Here is a 17,596-nt window from a genome sequence, read left to right as displayed (position 1 = left end):
CCGGTTCGCGTCCGGTTCGCGTCCGGCTCGCGTCCGGCTCGCGCGTCCGGTTCGTGTCCGGTCGGTGTCCGGTGCGGCCGGAAACGGGCCGGCTCAGGTCCGGCCGAGCCGCTCCAGGGCGCCCCGGGCGACCTCCGGCCGGATGGTGTACCAGAACGGCGGCAGTGACCTGCGCAGGAAGGCCCCGTATCCCCGGGCGGTCTCCAGCCGGGAGTCGAGCACCGCCACCACACCCTTGTCGCCGGTCGAGCGGATCAGCCGGCCGACCCCCTGCGCCAGGCGTACGGCGGCGATCGGCACGCTGACCGAGGCAAAGCCCGAGCCGCCCGAGGCATCCACGGCCGCCGACCGGGCCGCCGCCAGCGGCTCGTCCGGGCGTGGGAACGGCAGTCGGTCGATCACGACAAGTTGGCAGGAGTCGCCCGGCACGTCCACGCCCTGCCAGAGCGACATCACCCCGAACAGGCAGCTCGCCCGCTCCTCGCGGAACCGGCGTACCAGCAGCGGCAGCGCCTCCTCACCCTGCAACAGGATCGGCAGGTCGGTACGCGCCCGGAGCAGCTCGGCGGCCTGCAACGCCGCCCGGCGGGACGAGAACAACCCGAGGGTACGGCCGCCGAGCGCGCCCACCAGCCCGAGCAGTTCCTCACCGGCCGCCGCCGGCAGTCCCGAGGCGCTGGGCCGGGGAAGGTGCGCGGCGACGTAGAGGATGCCCTGCCGGGGGTAGTCGAACGGGGATCCGACGTCGAGCGAGCGCCAGCCGGCGATCGGCTCCGCGCCGCCCCGGCCCGCCGCGGCCGCGCCGGTGCCCGACGGAGCCGGCTCCGGCCTCGCCGGGGCGGAGCCGGCGGGCGGCGACGCGGCCGGGCCGGGTGACGGGCGCCGGTCCGGCCCCGCCGTCGTTTTGCCGGCCGGTGCCGGTGCCGGTGCCGGTGCGGGTGCGGGTGCGGGTGCGGGTGCGGGCCGGACGGTGCGGAGTGCGGCCGCCCGGGGATGTGGCCGGGTCGGGTCGGCCGCCGGATCGGCCGGGGCGGCCAGCCCGAGCGACCGGGCCACGGTGTCGAACCGGCCGCCGAGGGCGAGCGTGGCCGAGGTGGCGACGACCGTGCGGTCGTCGTACAGGTGGGTGGCGAGGGTGCCGGCCACGGAGAGCGGCGCGACGACCAGGGCGCGGCGCCCCGCGGCGGCGCCATCCGGCTTCTCCACCCAGGCCACGTCGTGGTCGGCCTCCTCCAGCAGGCGCTGGGCGGTCGTGGAGAGGTCGTCGAGTACGGCCTTGGCCTGCTGCTTGCGCACCGGGTCGGGGTCGTCGGCCTTGACGTCGCCGATCTTCTCCAGGGCCGCCCGGGTCGCCCCGTCGAGCAGCGTGCACGCCTCGCGCAGCGGTGCCGGCAGCTCACCGGTGATCCGGCCGGCCGGCGCCTCGGCCAGTCCGACCGCCAGCGCGTCGCCGGCCGCAACCAGCGCCTCGGCCAGCTCCGGTGCGAGCAGCGTCCGGCTGCGCCGGGCGGCGCGGTCGATCAGCTCCGGAATCAGCTCGGCCTGGGCCGCCGAGGAGACCCGGTCGGCCAGCTCGTGCGCCTCGTCGATCACCAGCAGCTTGTGCGGCGGCACGATGTGCCGGCCGGCGAGCATGTCGACGGCGAGCAGACTGTGGTTGGTCACCACCACGTCGGCCTCCCGGGCGCGCAGCCGGGACGCCTCGGCGAAGCACTCGGTGCCGTACGGGCACCGGCCCGCCCCGACACACTCCCGGGCCGGCATCGAGACCAGCCGCCACGTCTGGTCGTCGACGCCCGGGTCGAGTTCGTCGCGGTCGCCGGTCTCGGTCTCCATCGCCCAGTCGCGGAGCCGCTCGACCTGCTTGCCCAGCCGCCCCGCCTCACCGAGCCACTTCGTCGCGCCACCGCCGCCCCGGCCCGGTGCGTCGAAGAGGGCGTCCTCCGGCTCGTCCTCTGTGGAGTTCTCCAGCCGGGCCAGGCAGAGGTAGTGGTGCCGGCCCTTCAGCACCGCGAAGGTCGGCCGCCGGCCGAGGACCGGGGCGACCGCGTCGGCCAACCGGGGCAGGTCGTGCTCGACGAGCTGGGACTGGAGCGCGAGGGTGGCAGTGGAGACCACGACCGGGCCGTCGACGGTCAGCGCCGGGGCGAGGTATGCCAACGACTTGCCGGTGCCGGTGCCGGCCTGCACCAGCAGGTGGTCGCCGGAGAGGATGCTCTCCTCGATCGCGGTGGCCATCTGCTGCTGGCCCGGCCGGGCACTGCCGCCGGGCACGGCGCCGACCGCGGCGGCCAGCAGGTCTGAACCGGTCGGACGGTCGCCCCGGCGCCGTCGGCGGCCCGGGGACGCCGGGGACCGGCCGGAGTCTGCCGCCGTGGAGCCGGTCGGGGCGGGGGAACTGGCGTCGGTGGCGGGCACGGTCACTGTGCGACCGTACCGGCCGATCCCGACACCGTCGCGCACCCGCCTCCCCCGGGCGGGTTCGCCGCGGGCCACCCCCGCCTCGTACCGGACCGGCGTCGCGGAGCACGGGGCGCTGGTGGGAACCGCCGGCCCACGGGCGATGTTGTTGATCCAGACGCCTTCCGGACGCTTCGCGCACCACGCGACTTGGGCGATATCGGCTAGGGTGCGGAGGCATGTCGAGCGATGTGGTCCGGGTCGTCTACCGCAAGTACGACGGCACCGCGCACCGGGACTACCCCGCCCGCAGACTGGCTGAGGATGATCTCGGGGTCTGGCTCGGCGTGACCGCCGGCACGGAGTCGGTCTACCATGGCCGGCCGTCGGTGGAGCAGATCCCGTTCGTGCTGCTGGTGCCGCACGACGCCTGGTGGAGCACGATGTTCAACCCGCCACCCCGGACCAGCGAGGTCTACTGCGACATCGCCAGCCCGGCCCGCTGGGAGGGCGACACGGTCCACCTGATCGACCTGGACCTGGACGTGGTGCGCCGGCGCGGCACCGGCCTGGTGGAGTTGCGCGACGAGGACGAGTTCGCCGAGCACCGGATCCGGTTCGGCTATCCCGACGAGACGGTGGCGCAGGCCAGGGCGGCGGCGGAATGGCTCTTCGTCGCCCTCGGTGACGGCACCGAGCCGTTCGCGTCGGCGTACCGGAAGTGGTTGGCCCTGGTGGTCTGACCCGGCACCGCTCCCGGACCCTGCTAGCCACGCACCGGCGGCACCGGGCGGGCCCCTGCGTCCTCGGTGATCCGGGGCACCCGGGCCAGCTTCTCCGGGTTGACCTGGTGGTAGGCGCCGGTGATCCGGCCGTCGGCGACGGTGAACCACATGACGCCGTGCAGCGGCAGGCCCGGCCGGTACTCCGCCTCGACCTGGATGCCGAGCGTCCCGTTGACCAGTACCAGCCGCATTCGCAGGTCGCGGGTCTCCCGGGAGGCCCGGCGCATCAGCCCGAGGGCGAACCGGGCCACCTTGGCGGCACCCGCGACCGGCTGCCGTGCGGTGGGGAAGAGGCCACCGCCGTCACCGACGAAGACCACGTCCGGGGCGAGCACCTCGAGCAGCCGCTCGGGGTCGCCGGACTCGACCGCCCGGAGGAACGCGGCGACCAGGCGGCGGTGTTCGGCCGGGTCGGCGGAGTGGCGGGGGCCGTCCTCGGTGACCGCGCGCCGGGCCCGCGAGGCGAGCTGCCGGGCGGCGCCCGGACTGGTCCCGAGCACCACGGCGATCTCCGGAAACGGCACGGCGAAGACGTCGTGCAGCACGAACGCGACCCGCTGTTCCGGGATGAGCCGCTCCATCAGGGTCAGCAGGGCGATGCCGACCTGTTCGGTCTGCGCGGCCCGCTCGGCCGGGTCCGGGGCGAACCCCTCCGCGCCGCTGCCCGGCCCGGAGCCGCCCGGACCGGGCGACCCGGCACCCGCCGGACCGGGCAGCCGGCCGACGGTCGGCTCCGGCAGCCACTGGCCGTGGTACGACTCCCGCCGTATCCGGGCCGAGCGGAGCAGGTCGAGACAGATCCGGGCGGTGGCGGTGGTCAGCCAGGCCCGCAGGTCGCGTATCTCGGCACGGGCCTGCGAGGTGCCGAGCGCGGCGGCGTAGCGGAGCCAGGTCTCCTGCACGGCGTCCTCCGCCTCCGCCCGGCTGCCCAGCATCCGGTAGGCGACCGCGGTGAGGTGGTCCCGCTCGGCCTCGAACTCGGTTGCCAGGTCCCGCATCGCCGCCTCCCGCCGCCGTAACCTTGTCCCGAGCTCTCTCGACTCCAAGGTTCTTTCCCGCGAGGTTAGCCCGGCGGTGTGACCCGCCCCGTCCTCCCTCTCGACCGGTTCCGGGCTCTCCGTCCCGCCGTGTCGGGTTGCTAAGTGAACATTAGATGAATGGAAGCTGAATCAACCCTGACCAGGGGTGGGCCGGCGAGAGCGCTGATCCGAGGTTTCCTAGCATTCCCGGGGGGCAGCCTCTTGCGCCCGCCACCCGTCCGCCGACGCAACGAGGTTCCTGAGCCGTGAAGTTTTCCCTCCGCCCCTCCGAGGGCGCCTTCTACGAGTTGTTCACGAGAGCTGCGCAGAACCTCGTACGGGGCACCGAGCTCCTCAACGAGCTGGCCCTGCCCGGCGTCGACGTCCAGTCGGTCAGCGAGCGGCTCACCGAGGTCGAACACGACAGCGACCAGATCACCCACGAGCTGTACAAGAAAATCAACTCGACATTCGTCACCCCGTTCGACCGGGAGGACATCTACCGGCTCGGCTCCCTGCTCGACGACGTGATGGACCACCTGGAGGCGGTTGGCAACCTGCTCTACCTCTACGGGCTGACCAAGCTGCCGTCGCTGCCCCGGGAGATGCACGAGCTGGTGAACGTCCTCGACCAGCAGGCGAAGCTCACCGCCGAGGCGATGCCCCGGCTGCGGGCGATGAAGGACCTCGAGGACTACTGGATCGAGTGCAACCGGTTGGAGAACGACGGTGACCAGGCGTACCGGATGCTGCTGGTCCGGCTCTTCTCCGGTGAGTACGACGCGCTGACCGTGCTGAAGATGAAGGAGGTCGCCGACGAGCTGGAGGCGGCCTGTGACGCGTTCGAGCACGTGGCCAACACCATCGAGACGATCGCGGTCAAGGAGAGCTGACTCCGGTGACCCCTGAACTCATCGCCGTCCTGGCGGTGATCGCCGTCGCGCTCGTCTTCGACTACACCAACGGCTTCCACGACGCCGCGAACGCCATCGCCACCAGCATCTCCACCCGGGCCCTGACCCCCAGGGTCGCCCTGGCCATGGCCGCCGTCGGCAACTTCGTCGGCGCGCACTTCGGCGCGGACGTGGCCAAGACGGTCGGCTCCGGGCTGGTGGAGCTGCCGACCGGCGTCTCCAGCCTCGGCATCGTCTTCGCCGGCGTGATCGGTGCGATCACCTGGAACCTGATCACCTGGTATTTCGGCCTCCCCTCGTCCTCCTCGCACGCGCTGATCGGCGGGCTGGTCGGCTCGACGCTCGCCGCCGCCGGCACGGTGCTCTGGAAGGGCATCGGGGAGAGCGTCGTCCTGCCGATGATCTTTTCCCCGATGGTCGGCTTCGTCCTCGGCTACCTGGTCATGGTCGCCGTGCAGTGGATCTTCCGGAACAGACAGCCCAGCAAGCTCAACCGGGGCTTCCGGTGGGCCCAGACCGTCTCGGCGGCGGCGATGTCGATCGGGCACGGCATGCAGGACGCGGCCAAGACGATCGGCATCGTGGTGCTCGCCCTCTATGTCGGCGGCTACCAGAGCAGCGGCGAGCACATCCCCGAGTGGGCGTTCTGGACCTCGGCGACCGTGCTGGCCCTCGGCACGTACGCGGGCGGGTGGCGGATCATCCGTACCCTCGGTCGGAAGATCATCGATCTCCGCCCCCCGGAGGGCTTCGCCGCGGAGACCGTCGCCAGCGGCGTGCTCTACTTCAACGCCCTGGTGCTGGGCGCCCCGATCTCCACCACGCACACCATCACCTCGGCGATCATGGGCGTCGGGGCGACCAAGCGGCTCTCCGCCGTCCGGTGGGGCGTGGCGGGCAACATCATCGGCGCCTGGGTCCTCACCTTCCCGGCGGCCGGCTCGATCGGCGCCCTGATGTACGTGCTCGTCAACCCGCTCTTCTGAGGTGTAAGGAGGGGGCCCTTCTACAACAGAAAGCGATAAGCGGGGGCCCTTCCTTTCACGGATACGTGACGCCGAGCTGGGCGCGGATCTCGTCGAGCAGGCCCATCACCTCGAGGGTGGCGGCGTGCGGCACCAGCGGGCTCTCCAGCAGCCCGGCGGCCAGACAGCGCTGCACCTCGGCCGCCTCGTGCTGGTAGCCGGAGCCGGTGAGGTCGACCGGGAGCAGCTCCGGGTCGGCGCCGTCCCGGAGCAGGGTGACCTGGCCCGGCCGGTAGAACGGCGGCGCCAGCTCGATCCGGCCGGTGCGGCCGGTGATCACCGCCGCCACCCGGCTGGCGCCGATCATGCCGCAGCTCAGCGTGGCGACCGCGCCCGAGTCGTAGCCGAGGATGATGCCGGTGTTCTCGTCGACGCCCTCCGGGCTGATCTTCGCCCAGGAGCGGACGTGGTCCGGCAGGCCGAGCAGCAGGTGCGCCAGGCTGATCGGATAGACCCCGAGGTCCAGCAGGGCGCCGCCGCCGAGCGCCCGGGCCCGCATCCGGTGCTCCGGCGGGAACGGTCCGCCGACCCCGAAGTCCGCCTGCACGCCGGTCACCTCGCCGATCGCGCCGTCGGCGATCAGCTCCAGGATCCGGAGTACGACGGGGTTGCAGCGCATCCACATCGCCTCCATCAGGAAGCGGTTGCCGGCGACGGCGGTGTCGACGAGTCGCTGGGCGGTGGACCGCTCCAGAGTGATCGGCTTCTCCACCAGCACCGCCCGGCCGGCGGCGAGGCAGGCCGAGGCGGCCTCGAAGTGCGCCGCGTGCGGGGTGGCGACGTAGACGACGTCGATCTCGTCGTCGGCGGCGAGTTCCTGCCACGACCCGTGCGCCCGGCCGATCCCGTGCCGGTCGGCGAAGGCCCGGGCGGTCTCCGGCGTACGGGAGCCGACCGCGACCACCTCGGCGTCGGGGAGGAGCCGGAGGTCCTCGACGAAGGTGGCGGCGATGTAGCCGGTGGCCAGGATGCCCCAACGTGTCATCCCGGCACGGTAGCCCAGCCGGGCCCGGCCGGACGGCGCACCCCGGCGGGCAAGATCGCGCGGCTTCCCGGCCGGGACTCCCGGCCGCCCCTCCTTCGGGAACTACGCTCGCGGCATGACCAGCTTCGTCGCCCCGGAGTCGATCGTCGCGCACGCCCGCCGGTTCTACGCCGAGGGCAGGATGCCGGCACCGTCCCGGCCGGCCGCCACCGTGCTGCTGCTCCGGCCGGACCCGTCCGGCCGGGAGGGCTTCGAGGTGTACGTCTTCCGCCGCGCCGCCTCGATGACCTTCGGCGGCATGTACGCCTTCCCGGGCGGCAGCGTCGACCCGGGCGACTCGGAGATCCGGCTGGACTGGTCGGGTCCCGCCCCGGCGGACTGGGGCGACCGGCTCGGGCAGGCCGCCGGGCCGGCCCAGGCGCTGGTCTGCGCGGCGGCCCGGGAGGTCTTCGAGGAGGTGGGCGTGCTGCTCGCCGGGCCGAGCCCGGAGACGGTGGTCGGCGACGTCAGCGGCGAGGAGTGGGAGCGGGACCGGCGGGCGCTGGTGGAGCGGCGCACCGGCTTCGCCGACCTACTCCGGGACCGTGGGCTCACGCTCCGCTCCGACCTGCTGCTGCCGTGGAGCCGGTGGGTGACGCCGGAGTTCGAGCCGCGCCGCTTCGACACGTACTTCTTCGTGGCGCTGCTGCCGGCCGGGCAACGTCCCCGGGACGTCTCGGGGGAGGCGGACCACACGATGTGGATCCGCCCGGCCGATGCGCTGGCCCAGGTCGGGGCCGGGACGATCGCCATGCTGCCGCCCACGCTGATCACCCTGACCGAGCTGGCCGGCTGCCCCGACCTGGCCGCGGTGCCGGTCGCCGCCGCCCAGCGGGACCCGGCCCGACCGCTGACCCCGAGGCTCGGCACCGCCCCGGACGGCACGTCCCGGTTCACACTGGACTGAATCTTCCGCCGGACGTACGGAAGATGAATTCTCGGCGTCGAGTTCGTGTATCGGGTTGCCACTCGGTGATCAAACGTTACCGAGTGGTGATATTTTGGCGCAGGCGGCACGGGTAGACGGAAGTCAATCGCCTTCGGCGGCGGTCGTACAGCTATCGGACGGGGTAGATGAACCCACAACGAACATCAATCGCGAACGACACGCCGCGGGAATCGGATCTCGTACACATTGCCGTGCCGGCCGAGTACGTCGAACACATCGCCCGGCTGATCAAAGATCTCGACCGGCGGGCCCGGCCGCTGGCGCCGCCGACCCGGCGGGACAAGCCGGTGGTGGCCCCGCACGGCGGTGAGTGGCCGGTCGACGAGCTGCGCCGGTTCGCCCAGGGGCGTTCCCGCACCCACGAGACCGTCGTCGCCGTCCTCGACCTGCTCTCCGACCGCCCGGGGGAGCGGCTTCCGGTGAGCGAGATCGCCGCCGAACTCGGCAGCCCGGTCGGCAAACTGATCGGCGCGCTGGGTGGACTCACCCGCATCGTGAAGGCGTACCACGATTATCAGCAATGGGGCCTACCGGTGCACCGGACGTGCCAGTCGGCTCCGGGGCGGGCCACCGTCGTCTACTACGGCGTCTCGGCGGAACAGGCCCGCCGGTGGCGGTTGGTCCGGGACGGCGAATAACGCGCCGGGCGAGCGACAAACGGTAATAAGGGCACGCGTCGGCCGGAAATGATCCAGACGGCGAATGGCTGGGCGGGCGCAACTCCACGGCGACAGCTTTTGTTCAGCTTCCGTTCACCATGGCCGGTCCAGCCGTTTATGAACGGCTCGTACTGTCCACGGCGTTCGACACGGGACCAGTACCAGGCCGCTAGGCCGGCGGCTCGACCCAGACCTCAGAGAGGCAACCATTACCGTGAAGCGTAAGACCCTTCGGCTGGCCGCACTGCCGGTCGCCGTCATGCTTACCCTGGGCGCGGCCGCCTGTGGCGGTGGCGACAACGACTCCGACAGCGGCAACGGCGACGCGGCCTCGGTCAGCGGCAACCTCGCCGGTGCCGGCGCCTCCTCGCAGGGTGCCGCCATGGAGGCCTGGATCGCCGGGTTCTCGGAGCAGGCGCCGGACGCGACCGTGACCTACGACCCGGCCGGCTCCGGTGCCGGCCGCAAGCAGTTCACCAGCGGCGGCGTGCAGTTCGCCGGCTCCGACGCCTACCTGAAGCCGGAAGAGATCACCGCGGCGAACGCGACCTGCGGGCCGGACGGCTTCGTCGAGTTCCCGGGCTACATCAGCCCGATCGCCGTCGCCTTCAACCTGCCCGGCGTGCAGAAGCTCAACCTCTCCCCGTCGGTGATCGCGAAGATCTTCGACACCAAGATCACCAAGTGGAACGACCCGGCGATCGCCCAGCTCAACGAGGGCGTCCAGCTCCCCGACCGGAACATCACGCCGGTGCACCGCTCCGACGAGTCGGGGACGACCGAGAACTTCGTCGACTACCTCGCCAAGGCCGCTCCGCAGGACTGGACGCACGAGGTCGACGGTGAGTGGCCGACCCAGACCGGTGAGGCCGCGGCGCAGACCCAGGGCGTCGCCGCCGCGCTGCGCGGTGGCGAGGGAACCATCGGCTACCTCGACGCCTCCCAGGCCAGTGGCCTCGGCACCGTCGCCGTGCAGGTCGGTGAGGGCTTCGTCGAGTACTCGGCAGAGGCTGCCGCTGCGGTCGTGGACGCCGCGGAGAAGGTCTCCGGCCGGCCCACCCACAGCTACGCGATCGACCTGCCGCGCGACACCAAGCAGTCGGGCGTCTACCCGATCGTGCTGGTCTCCTACCAGCTCGCCTGCACCCAGTACGACAGCCAGGAGAAGGTCGACCTGGTGAAGGCGTTCCTCTCCTACGTGATCAGCCCGGAGGGCCAGGAGGCCGCCGCCAAGAACGCGGGTTCCGCGCCGATCTCGGACACCCTGCGTACGCAGGCCAAGCAGGCGATCGACTCCATCAAGGTCGCTGGCTGACCGCCGTACCGATGCGTCAAGTGGTGTGACGCGGTGGGCCCGGATGACCGGTGTGATCGCCGGCCGGGCCCACCGCCGCGGCACAGGTTCGACAACCGAATACCAGCCTGAAACCGGGTACGAGCCTGAGGAGGCGTACACGTGACCACCCCCGCCACCGCGCAGAGCGGGGCACCGACCGGCGGAGAGGGACCGCAGGCGGGATGGACGACCGCGAGCCGGCGGATCGGCGACCGGATCTTCTCCGGCTCGGCGGTCGCCTCCGGGGTCCTCATCCTCCTCACGCTCGCCGCGGTCGCCGCCTTCCTGATCTACGAGGGTTATCCGGCCCTCGTCGCCGACCCGGTGGACGTGCCGGGCGGTGAGGGTTTCCTCGCCTTCGTCGGTCCGCTGCTCTTCGGTACGGTCCTCGCCGCCGTGATCGCCCTGGTCGTGGCGGTTCCGCTCTCCATCGGCATCGCGCTGTTCATCTCGCACTACGCCCCCCGGAAGGTGGCCGCGGTGCTCGGCTACCTCGTCGACCTGCTGGCCGCCGTGCCGAGCGTCGTCTACGGCCTCTGGGGCATCTTCTTCCTCGCCCCGCAGGTGGTGCCGGTCTACCGCTGGCTGGAGAACACCCTCGGCTTCATCCCGATCTTCGCCGGCCCGACCTCCACGACCGGCCGGACGATGCTCACCGCCGGCCTGGTGCTGGCGGTGATGATTCTGCCGATCATGACGGCCGTCAACCGGGAGGTCTTCCTCCAGACGCCGACCCTGCAGGAGGAGGCGTCGCTCGCGCTCGGCGCGACCCGCTGGGAGATGATCCGGATGACCGTGCTGCCGTTCGGCCGCTCCGGCATCGTCAGCGCCAGCATGCTCGGGCTCGGCCGGGCCCTCGGCGAGACGCTGGCGGTCGCCATGCTGCTCTCCGCCTCCAACGTCATCACCGTGAACCTGATCAGCAGCACCAATACCAACACCATCGCGGCGAACATCGCGCTGGACTTCCCGGAGTCGAGCGGCCTCGCGGTCAACGCGCTGATCGCCTCGGGCCTGGTCCTCTTCGTCCTGACCTTCGTCGTCAACTACGCGGCCCGGGCGATCGTCGCCCGGCGGCGTGACTTCTCGGGAGCGAACGCATGACGGCGACGACCACCAAGCCGAGCGCACCGCCCGCCGCTCTCGGCGCCGCCCTGAGCCGGCCCGTCCTGCCCGGCTGGGCGCCGTGGACCATCGCCGCGGCCTGCATCGTCGTCGGCGTCGTCGGCGCCACCCTGCTCGGCGCGGCGCTGCCGCTGGCCGTGGTGCTCGCGGTGCTGCTGGCCGCGATCGTGCTGCCGGCGGTCTCCGCCCGGGTCGAGGGGGCACGGCGGGCCAAGGACCGCTTCGTGACGGTGGTGGTCTCGGTCGCCTTCAGCCTGGCGATCCTGCCGCTGATCTCCCTCCTCGTCACCGTGCTGACCAAGGGGATCGGCCGGCTCGACGGGGAGTTCCTCAGCAGCGACATGCGGGGGGTGCTCGGCCCGGGCGGCGGTGCGCTGCACGCCGTCGTCGGCACCCTGCTGATGACCGGTGCGGCGGCTGCGATCTCCGTACCCGTCGGCGTCATGTGCGCGGTCTACCTCGTCGAGTACGGCCGTGGCCGGCTCGCCCGGGCGATCACACTGCTGGTCGACGTGATGACCGGCATCCCCTCCATCGTCGCCGGCCTCTTCGCCTTCGCCTTCTTCGCGATCTTCCTCGGCCCGAGCGTCCGGTTCGGCATCGGCGGTGCCGTGGCGCTCTCGGTGCTGATGGTGCCGATCGTGGTCCGGTCGGTCGAGGAGATGCTCAAGCTCGTCCCGAACGAGCTGCGCGAGGCGTCGTACGCGCTGGGCGTGCCGAAGTGGCGCACCGTCATCCGGGTCGTGCTCCGGACGGCCGCGGCCGGGATCGCCACCGGCGTCATGATCGCCATCGCCCGGGTGATCGGCGAGACGGCACCGCTGCTGATCATCGCCGGCGCGACGACCAGCGTGAACACCGACCTCTTCGACGGCCGGATGGCGTCGCTGCCGGTCTTCACCTACTACTCGTACAGCATTCCAGGGGCGCGGCCGGAGTTCGGCGTCGACCGCGCCTGGGCCGCCGCCCTGACGCTCTTCATCATCGTGATGGGCCTGAACCTGGTGGCCCGGCTCATCTCCCGGTTCTTCAGCATCTCGAACAACCGCTGACGCGCGGAAAGGACCTCTCGTGGGCAAGCGGATCGACGTCTCGGACCTCGACATCTTCTACGGCTCGTTCAAGGCCGTGGAGGGCGTGAACATGGCGATCGAGCCGCGCTCGGTGACGGCTCTGATCGGACCGTCCGGGTGCGGCAAGTCGACCTTTCTGCGCTCGCTGAACCGGATGCACGAGGTGCTGCCGGGTGGGCGGGTCGCCGGCAAGGTCGTGATGGACGGCCACGACCTCTACGGCGACGGTGTCGACCCGGTCGCCGTACGCCGGCACGTCGGCATGGTCTTCCAGCGGCCGAACCCGTTCCCCACCATGTCGATCTACGACAACGTGGTGGCCGGGGTGAAGCTCAACAGCAGGCGGATGCGCAAGCCCGCCCTGGACGAGCTGGTCGAGAGCACGCTGCGCGGCGCGAACCTCTGGGAGGAGGTCAAGGACCGGCTCAACCGGCCGGGGTCCAGCCTCTCCGGCGGCCAGCAGCAGCGGCTCTGCATCGCCCGGGCCATCGCGGTCCAGCCGGACGTGCTGCTGATGGACGAGCCCTGCTCGGCGCTCGACCCGATCTCGACCCTGGCGATCGAGGACCTGATCTACAAGCTCAAGGAGCAGTTCACGATCGTGATCGTGACCCACAACATGCAGCAGGCGGCCCGGGTGAGCGAGCGGACCGGGTTCTTCAACATCGAGGGCACCGGCAAGCCCGGCCGGCTGATCGAGATGGACGCGACGCAGAAGATCTTCAGTAACCCGTCGGTGAAGGCCACCGAGGACTACATCACCGGTCGCTTCGGCTGAGCCGCCCTGCCCTCGCCCGCCGGGCGACCGCGCTGCGGCGGCGGTCGGTCCCGGCGGTACCGGGGGTCAGTCCCGGCGGTAGTGGACGTGTGCCGCCCAGTGGGCGAAGCCGAGGCGCTCGTAGAGCGCCACCGCCGAGGTGTTCGACTCGTCGACGTAGAGCATGACCCGGGCGACGCCCCGGTCCCGCAGGTAGGCCAGTCCGGCGACGGTAAGCGCCCGGCCGAGCCCGCCCCGGTGCACCGATGGATCCACGCCGAGCACGTAGACCTCGCCGATGCGGTGCGGGCCCGGCTCGCCGTGCAGCTCTGCCTTGCCGTGTGGTTCTCCCCCGCCGTGCAGCTTCGTCCAGTGGAAGCCGAGCAGGCGATCGCCGGACTCCTCGACGGCGAGCAGGAAACCGGCCGGGTCGAACCACGGCTCGGCCAGCCGGAGCCGCAGGTCGGCGAGGCTCCACCGGCCCTGTTCCGGATGGCTGGCGAAGGCCCGCCCGTTCACCGAAAGCCACGCCTCGTCGTCGACGCCGGGGCGGAAGGCGCGCAGCCGTACGCCCGCGGGCAGGGGCGCCTCCGGGAGCGCCGGGCCGAGCGGGCGGCGCAGCTGCCAGAGCATCCGGGCCCGCCGGAAGCCCAGGTCGACCGCGAGTGCGGCGGCGGACGGGTGGTCGCCGTGTGCCCAGAGGCGCAGCGGGCCCGGCGTCGCCGCGACCTTCTCCGCCAGCGCGCGCCCCACTCCGCGGCGCCGGTGCTCCGGATGCACCACCAGCTCGGCCGTCGTCCCGGCCGCCGGCTCGCCGTACCCGCCGGGCTCGCGTGACTCGCCCGGTCCATCCGGTCCATCCGGCTCGTCCGGTTCCAGGTAGGCGTAGCCGGCGAGTACGCCGTCGGCGGTGCGTACGGTCAGGTGTGTGGCCGGGGCGTCCGGCTGGCGGAGTCGGAGCAGCACGTGCTCGGCGAGCGGATCCGCCCCGTCGGCGGTGCCGGCGGCCCGGGCGAGCGCCAGCACCTCGTCGACCTCGGCCGGGGCGAGCCGGCGTGCTTCGGAAACCGCGTTGCTGCCGTACACACCTACACCGTATCCGCGCCCTGATCCGGCGCTCAGGCCGGTCGAGAGGCGGTCGGCAGCGCCGCGAGCGCGTACCACCGGCCGAGGTTCGGCAGCAGCCGGTAGAGCGCGTTGACCGTGCCCTGCCGGTTGCCGCCCGCGTCGTGCAGCAGCACGATGGCCCCCGGCGTGACCCCGGCGGTCACCCGCGCCGCGATGGTGCCGGCGCCGGGGCGGGTCCAGTCCTGCGGGTCCACCGCCCAGTGCAGCGACGTCATCCCCAACTGCCGGGCCACCGCGACGACGGACGAGGTCCAGGCGCCGCCGGGCTGCCGGAAGTAGCCGATCCGGGCATCGGGGACGGCCGCCCGGATCGCCGCGTTGGTGCGCTCCAGGTCGGCCCGGATGGTGGCGCCGGACCGGCTGCCGAGCTTGAGATCGTGTTGCCAGGAGTGGTTGCAGAGGGTGTGCCCGTCCGCCGCGATCGCCCGTACCAACTCCGGATACGCCTTGGCGTTCTGGCCGACCAGGCAGAACGTCGCCTTGACGTGATGGTCGCGGAGCGCGGCCAGGGTCTGCGGCGTGTACCGGGGATCGGGGCCGTCGTCGAAGGTCAGCGCCACGTACCTGTCGCCGGTGCTGACCCGGGCGCCGTACGGGCCGCCCTGTTCGGCGGGGAGTTGCGGTGGCCCGTACCCGTGGTCGGGGTCCGGCCCGGTGGCACCGGGCTGCGGGCTGCCGCCGGGCGAGGGCTGCGCGCCCGGCGACGTCGTGGCCGATGCGCCGGGCGCGGTGCCACTCCCGGGCGGTGGAGCCGTCAGGCCGGGGTCACCCCGCCCCTCCGGGTGCCCGCCGGGGCGGTTGCCGGGCCGTACGTCCGGCTCCGCTCCGGCGTGCGGCTCCGGCTGCTGCTGGGCGCGGGGTGTGGGCGCGGCCAGTGGCCCGCCGGGCCGGCCCAGGACGTGGCCGAGCGCGTACGCACCGCCCAGGACGGCGACGGCGAGCACCGTCGCGGCGGTGAGCATGCGGGTCCTGGAGACGGCCGGCATCAGCGCGCCGCCCGGTGTGAAACCGCCCGTGCCACGCTGCGGACCATCGTGGTGACCGCTGGTACCAAACCCTGCCTCCTACCGGATACTTCCGGTAAAAGGCTACGTACGGAATGACCGAATTATCTCACTTTTCCGATAATTGCCGATCTGCTGCGATGCCCGACGCACGCCAGAAGGCCACCCGGCGCGTTGGGTGGCCTTCTGGTCGTGATCCGGACGGGCAGCAGAGCTGCTCAGACAGGGCAGCAGCAGCTGCTCAGACGGGCAGCGGAACTCCCTCGGACTCCGGCAGCGGCCGGGACGGCGGGGTGACGAACTTGTAGCCCACCTGGCGGACGGTGCCGATCATCGACTCGTACTCGGAGCCCAGTTTGGCGCGCAGGCGTCGGACGTGCACGTCCACGGTGCGGGTGCCGCCGAAGTAGTCGTAGCCCCAGACCTCGCGCAGTAGTTGATCCCGGGTGAAGACCCGACCCGGGTGCTGGGCGAGAAACTTGAGCAGCTCGAACTCCTTGTAGGTCAGGTCGAGCGGCCGGCCCTTGAGCTTGGCGGCGTAGGTGTCCGGGTCGATGGTCAGCTCGCCGGCCCGGATCATCCCGCCGGCGGCTGCGGTCGCGTTGCTCAGCCGGCCCACCGCCAACCGCAGCCGGGCCTCCACCTCGGCAGGTCCGGCGCTGGCCAGGATGACGTCGTCGACGCCCCAGTCGGCGTTCAACGCGATCAGGCCGGCCTCGGTCACCACCGCCACCAGCGGCACACCGAGCCCGGTGGCGTGCAGCATCCGGCAGGTCGCGCGGGCCTCGCTCAGTTCCGAGCGGGCGTCGACCAGCACGGCGTCCGGGCTCGGCCCGGAGACGAGCGTACGGACATCGCGCGGAGCGGTACGCACCGAGTGGGGAAGCAGGTCGAGGGCCGGCAGCACAACGGACGGTTCGCCTGCGCGCGCGGTCACCAGCAGCAGGATCTCCACACATCACCTCCGTCCCCGCGGCACCGGGAGTATGCGCCGCGCGGTGGCCAGCGGCACTCGGGCGGGGACTCCGGGACCGCTGGGAATGGGGTCGTCCCGGCGTCACTGACGGGCAGGTAAGGCTTAACCTTATCGGAACTTACGGCCGGCGCTCTCACACGTTCGGTTCATCGCTTGTGTGATCGGTCATTACAGGCAGGTTTCCGGATCGTGTTTCCGGGTTGGGCGGGGCCGGGCCCGGCGCGTCGGCCGGTGGGTCTGGCACGATCGGGGCGTGTACCCCTCGACTCCACCGGAGACAGGGCGCGACTCCTGGCCGGAACCGCGCAACCCCTTCGACGGTCCACGCCCCGGCGACGCCGGCCCGCGCAACCCGGGCGGCCCACGTAGCGGCGGCGCCACCCGGCCGGCGGGAACGGACCCCGACCCGGCGGCCACCGACGGCGACGACGACGCCCCGCCCGTCCCGGTCCGCCGGCTGCTCTCGGTGGCCATCGCCGGGTTCGCCGGGCTGCTCGGCGTCGGACTGATCTTCGGCGCCCAGACCGCCGGGCCGGGCGCCCGGCTGCCGTTCGCCGTGGTGGTCTTCGGCGTGCAGCTCCTCTTCGTCCTCGCCTGGACCATGGCGATGCGGCCGCCGGCACTGCCGCTGGTCGCCGGGGTCGCGGTGGCGGTGGCGGCCGCCTCCGACGCGGCCGCCGTGCTGCCCCAGATAGCCGCGTTGGCCCCCCTCGGGTACGTCGCCGCGGGCGGGTTCCTCGTCGGCGTACTCGGGCAGCTGGTCCGTCCGGCCGACCGGGCCCGGGTGACCGAGTCACTCGGCGCCACCCTCTTCATCGTGGTCGGTGTGGTCTCCTTCGGCACGCTGATCGTGCTCAGCCGGATCCCGAAGGGCACCCAGGCGATCTTCGTCTGCCTGACCGCGGCGGCGGTGGCCCTGGCCGTGGCCCGGCTGACCGACGCGCTGCTGCCCTGGCCGCGACTTGCCCCGCAGGTGCCGCGCGGCGCCGCCGGCGTGGTGATCGGAGCGATGCTCGGCACCCTCGCCGCCGGTCTTCTCGGCAGCTATCTGGTTGCCTTCACCCCGACCAGCGGCGCACTGGTCGGGCTGGTCGCGGCGGCCGCCGCCGCCTTGGCCGACCTCGGTGTGGGGTACGCCGAGGCGGGCCGCCAGATGGCCGGCGAACCGCCGACGATGTGGGTCGCGCGGCACATGCAGGGCCCGCTCGGCGGCTTTGCCCTGGCCGCCCCCGCCGCCTACGCCATGTCCGTCTTCTTCCTGTAAGGAAGGGCCCCCGCTTATCGCTTTCTGTTGTAGAAGGGCCCCCTCCTAACCGCTGGCCGCCGGCTCTGACGCGTAGGCCGCGGGCGTCCCCGACGGTTGGAGATGTGCTGTGTCGGGTAGATAGTGGTCCCGGCGATGATGATGTACGGACGGTGCCG

Annotated in this window: 16 protein-coding genes; 10 read left to right on the top strand and 6 right to left on the bottom strand. The window is 72.3% G+C overall.

Translation table 11 applies throughout. The features are described 5' to 3' along the window. Positions 1–93 precede the first annotated feature (93 nt). Positions 94–2,496, bottom strand: a complete 2,403-nt coding sequence (locus tag ACN28C_RS02890; protein ID WP_422772065.1) for an ATP-dependent DNA helicase — start codon at positions 2,494–2,496, stop codon at positions 94–96. A gap of 143 nt (positions 2,497–2,639) precedes the next feature. Between ACN28C_RS02890 and ACN28C_RS02885 the strand changes: the two genes are divergently transcribed. After that, the gene (locus ACN28C_RS02885; protein ID WP_422772064.1) at positions 2,640–3,143 is read left to right on the top strand and encodes a DUF402 domain-containing protein; all 504 of its coding nucleotides are present in this window, start codon (positions 2,640–2,642) and stop codon (positions 3,141–3,143) included. A gap of 23 nt (positions 3,144–3,166) precedes the next feature. Here ACN28C_RS02885 and sigJ read toward each other — a convergent pair whose 3' ends face one another. Next, on the bottom strand, positions 3,167–4,183 hold the full coding sequence (gene sigJ / locus ACN28C_RS02880) for an RNA polymerase sigma factor SigJ (protein WP_422772063.1): 1,017 nt from the start codon (positions 4,181–4,183) through the stop codon (positions 3,167–3,169). Positions 4,184–4,470: 287 nt separating this feature from the next. Between sigJ and ACN28C_RS02875 the strand changes: the two genes are divergently transcribed. Together ACN28C_RS02875 and ACN28C_RS02870 are read left to right on the top strand one after the other, a co-directional pair. Continuing rightward, the gene (locus tag ACN28C_RS02875) at positions 4,471–5,097 is read left to right on the top strand and encodes a DUF47 domain-containing protein (RefSeq protein WP_421496718.1); all 627 of its coding nucleotides are present in this window, start codon (positions 4,471–4,473) and stop codon (positions 5,095–5,097) included. A gap of 5 nt (positions 5,098–5,102) precedes the next feature. Beyond that, positions 5,103–6,104 carry an inorganic phosphate transporter gene (locus ACN28C_RS02870; RefSeq protein WP_422772062.1) on the top strand — a complete coding sequence of 334 codons (1,002 nt, stop codon included), beginning with the start codon at positions 5,103–5,105 and terminating at the stop codon, positions 6,102–6,104. Positions 6,105–6,159: 55 nt separating this feature from the next. Here ACN28C_RS02870 and ACN28C_RS02865 read toward each other — a convergent pair whose 3' ends face one another. Continuing rightward, on the bottom strand, positions 6,160–7,128 hold the full coding sequence (locus ACN28C_RS02865; protein ID WP_422772061.1) for a Gfo/Idh/MocA family protein: 969 nt from the start codon (positions 7,126–7,128) through the stop codon (positions 6,160–6,162). A gap of 115 nt (positions 7,129–7,243) precedes the next feature. Here ACN28C_RS02865 and ACN28C_RS02860 point away from each other — a divergent pair, with 115 nt between their 5' ends. From ACN28C_RS02860 to pstB, 6 genes are all read left to right on the top strand, one after another. Next, complete coding sequence (locus ACN28C_RS02860) at positions 7,244–8,074, top strand: NUDIX hydrolase (RefSeq protein ID WP_422772060.1); 831 nt, start codon at positions 7,244–7,246, stop codon at positions 8,072–8,074. A 233-nt stretch (positions 8,075–8,307) separates the two neighbouring features. After that, positions 8,308–8,754: a hypothetical protein gene (locus tag ACN28C_RS02855; RefSeq protein ID WP_422772059.1), complete on the top strand. Its 447-nt coding sequence runs from the start codon at positions 8,308–8,310 to the stop codon at positions 8,752–8,754. A 235-nt stretch (positions 8,755–8,989) separates the two neighbouring features. Beyond that, the gene (gene pstS, locus ACN28C_RS02850; RefSeq protein WP_422772058.1) at positions 8,990–10,090 is read left to right on the top strand and encodes a phosphate ABC transporter substrate-binding protein PstS; all 1,101 of its coding nucleotides are present in this window, start codon (positions 8,990–8,992) and stop codon (positions 10,088–10,090) included. A 141-nt stretch (positions 10,091–10,231) separates the two neighbouring features. Beyond that, complete coding sequence (gene pstC, locus ACN28C_RS02845) at positions 10,232–11,215, top strand: phosphate ABC transporter permease subunit PstC (protein ID WP_422772057.1); 984 nt, start codon at positions 10,232–10,234, stop codon at positions 11,213–11,215. Then, entirely contained in the window at positions 11,212–12,288 is a 1,077-nt protein-coding gene (pstA, locus tag ACN28C_RS02840) for a phosphate ABC transporter permease PstA (RefSeq protein WP_422772056.1), read from the top strand. Before pstC ends, pstA begins: the two co-directional genes overlap by 4 nt. A 19-nt stretch (positions 12,289–12,307) precedes the next feature. Next, on the top strand, positions 12,308–13,087 hold the full coding sequence (pstB, locus tag ACN28C_RS02835; RefSeq protein ID WP_422772055.1) for a phosphate ABC transporter ATP-binding protein PstB: 780 nt from the start codon (positions 12,308–12,310) through the stop codon (positions 13,085–13,087). Positions 13,088–13,153: 66 nt separating this feature from the next. Here the strand turns inward: pstB and mshD are convergent, their stop codons facing one another. The 3 genes from mshD to ACN28C_RS02820 form a co-directional block, all read right to left on the bottom strand. Further along, positions 13,154–14,152: a mycothiol synthase gene (gene mshD / locus ACN28C_RS02830; protein WP_422772054.1), complete on the bottom strand. Its 999-nt coding sequence runs from the start codon at positions 14,150–14,152 to the stop codon at positions 13,154–13,156. 32 nt (positions 14,153–14,184) lie between these two features. After that, positions 14,185–15,156 carry a polysaccharide deacetylase family protein gene (locus tag ACN28C_RS02825; protein ID WP_422772053.1) on the bottom strand — a complete coding sequence of 324 codons (972 nt, stop codon included), beginning with the start codon at positions 15,154–15,156 and terminating at the stop codon, positions 14,185–14,187. Between the two features lie 283 nt (positions 15,157–15,439). Then, positions 15,440–16,153, bottom strand: coding sequence for a winged helix-turn-helix transcriptional regulator (locus tag ACN28C_RS02820; protein WP_422772052.1), 714 nt, complete (start codon positions 16,151–16,153; stop codon positions 15,440–15,442). A 274-nt stretch (positions 16,154–16,427) separates the two neighbouring features. On the opposite strand from ACN28C_RS02820, the gene ACN28C_RS02815 reads away from it, so the two are divergent. Then, positions 16,428–17,438: a hypothetical protein gene (locus ACN28C_RS02815; RefSeq protein WP_422772051.1), complete on the top strand. Its 1,011-nt coding sequence runs from the start codon at positions 16,428–16,430 to the stop codon at positions 17,436–17,438. The last annotated feature ends 158 nt before the right edge of the window (positions 17,439–17,596 follow it).

The organism is Plantactinospora sp. WMMC1484 (assembly GCF_049315195.1).
Lineage (GTDB): Bacteria > Actinomycetota > Actinomycetes > Mycobacteriales > Micromonosporaceae > Plantactinospora.
The sequence above is the reverse complement of the archived record's forward strand: the minus strand, read 5'-3'. Positions and strand labels throughout refer to the sequence as shown.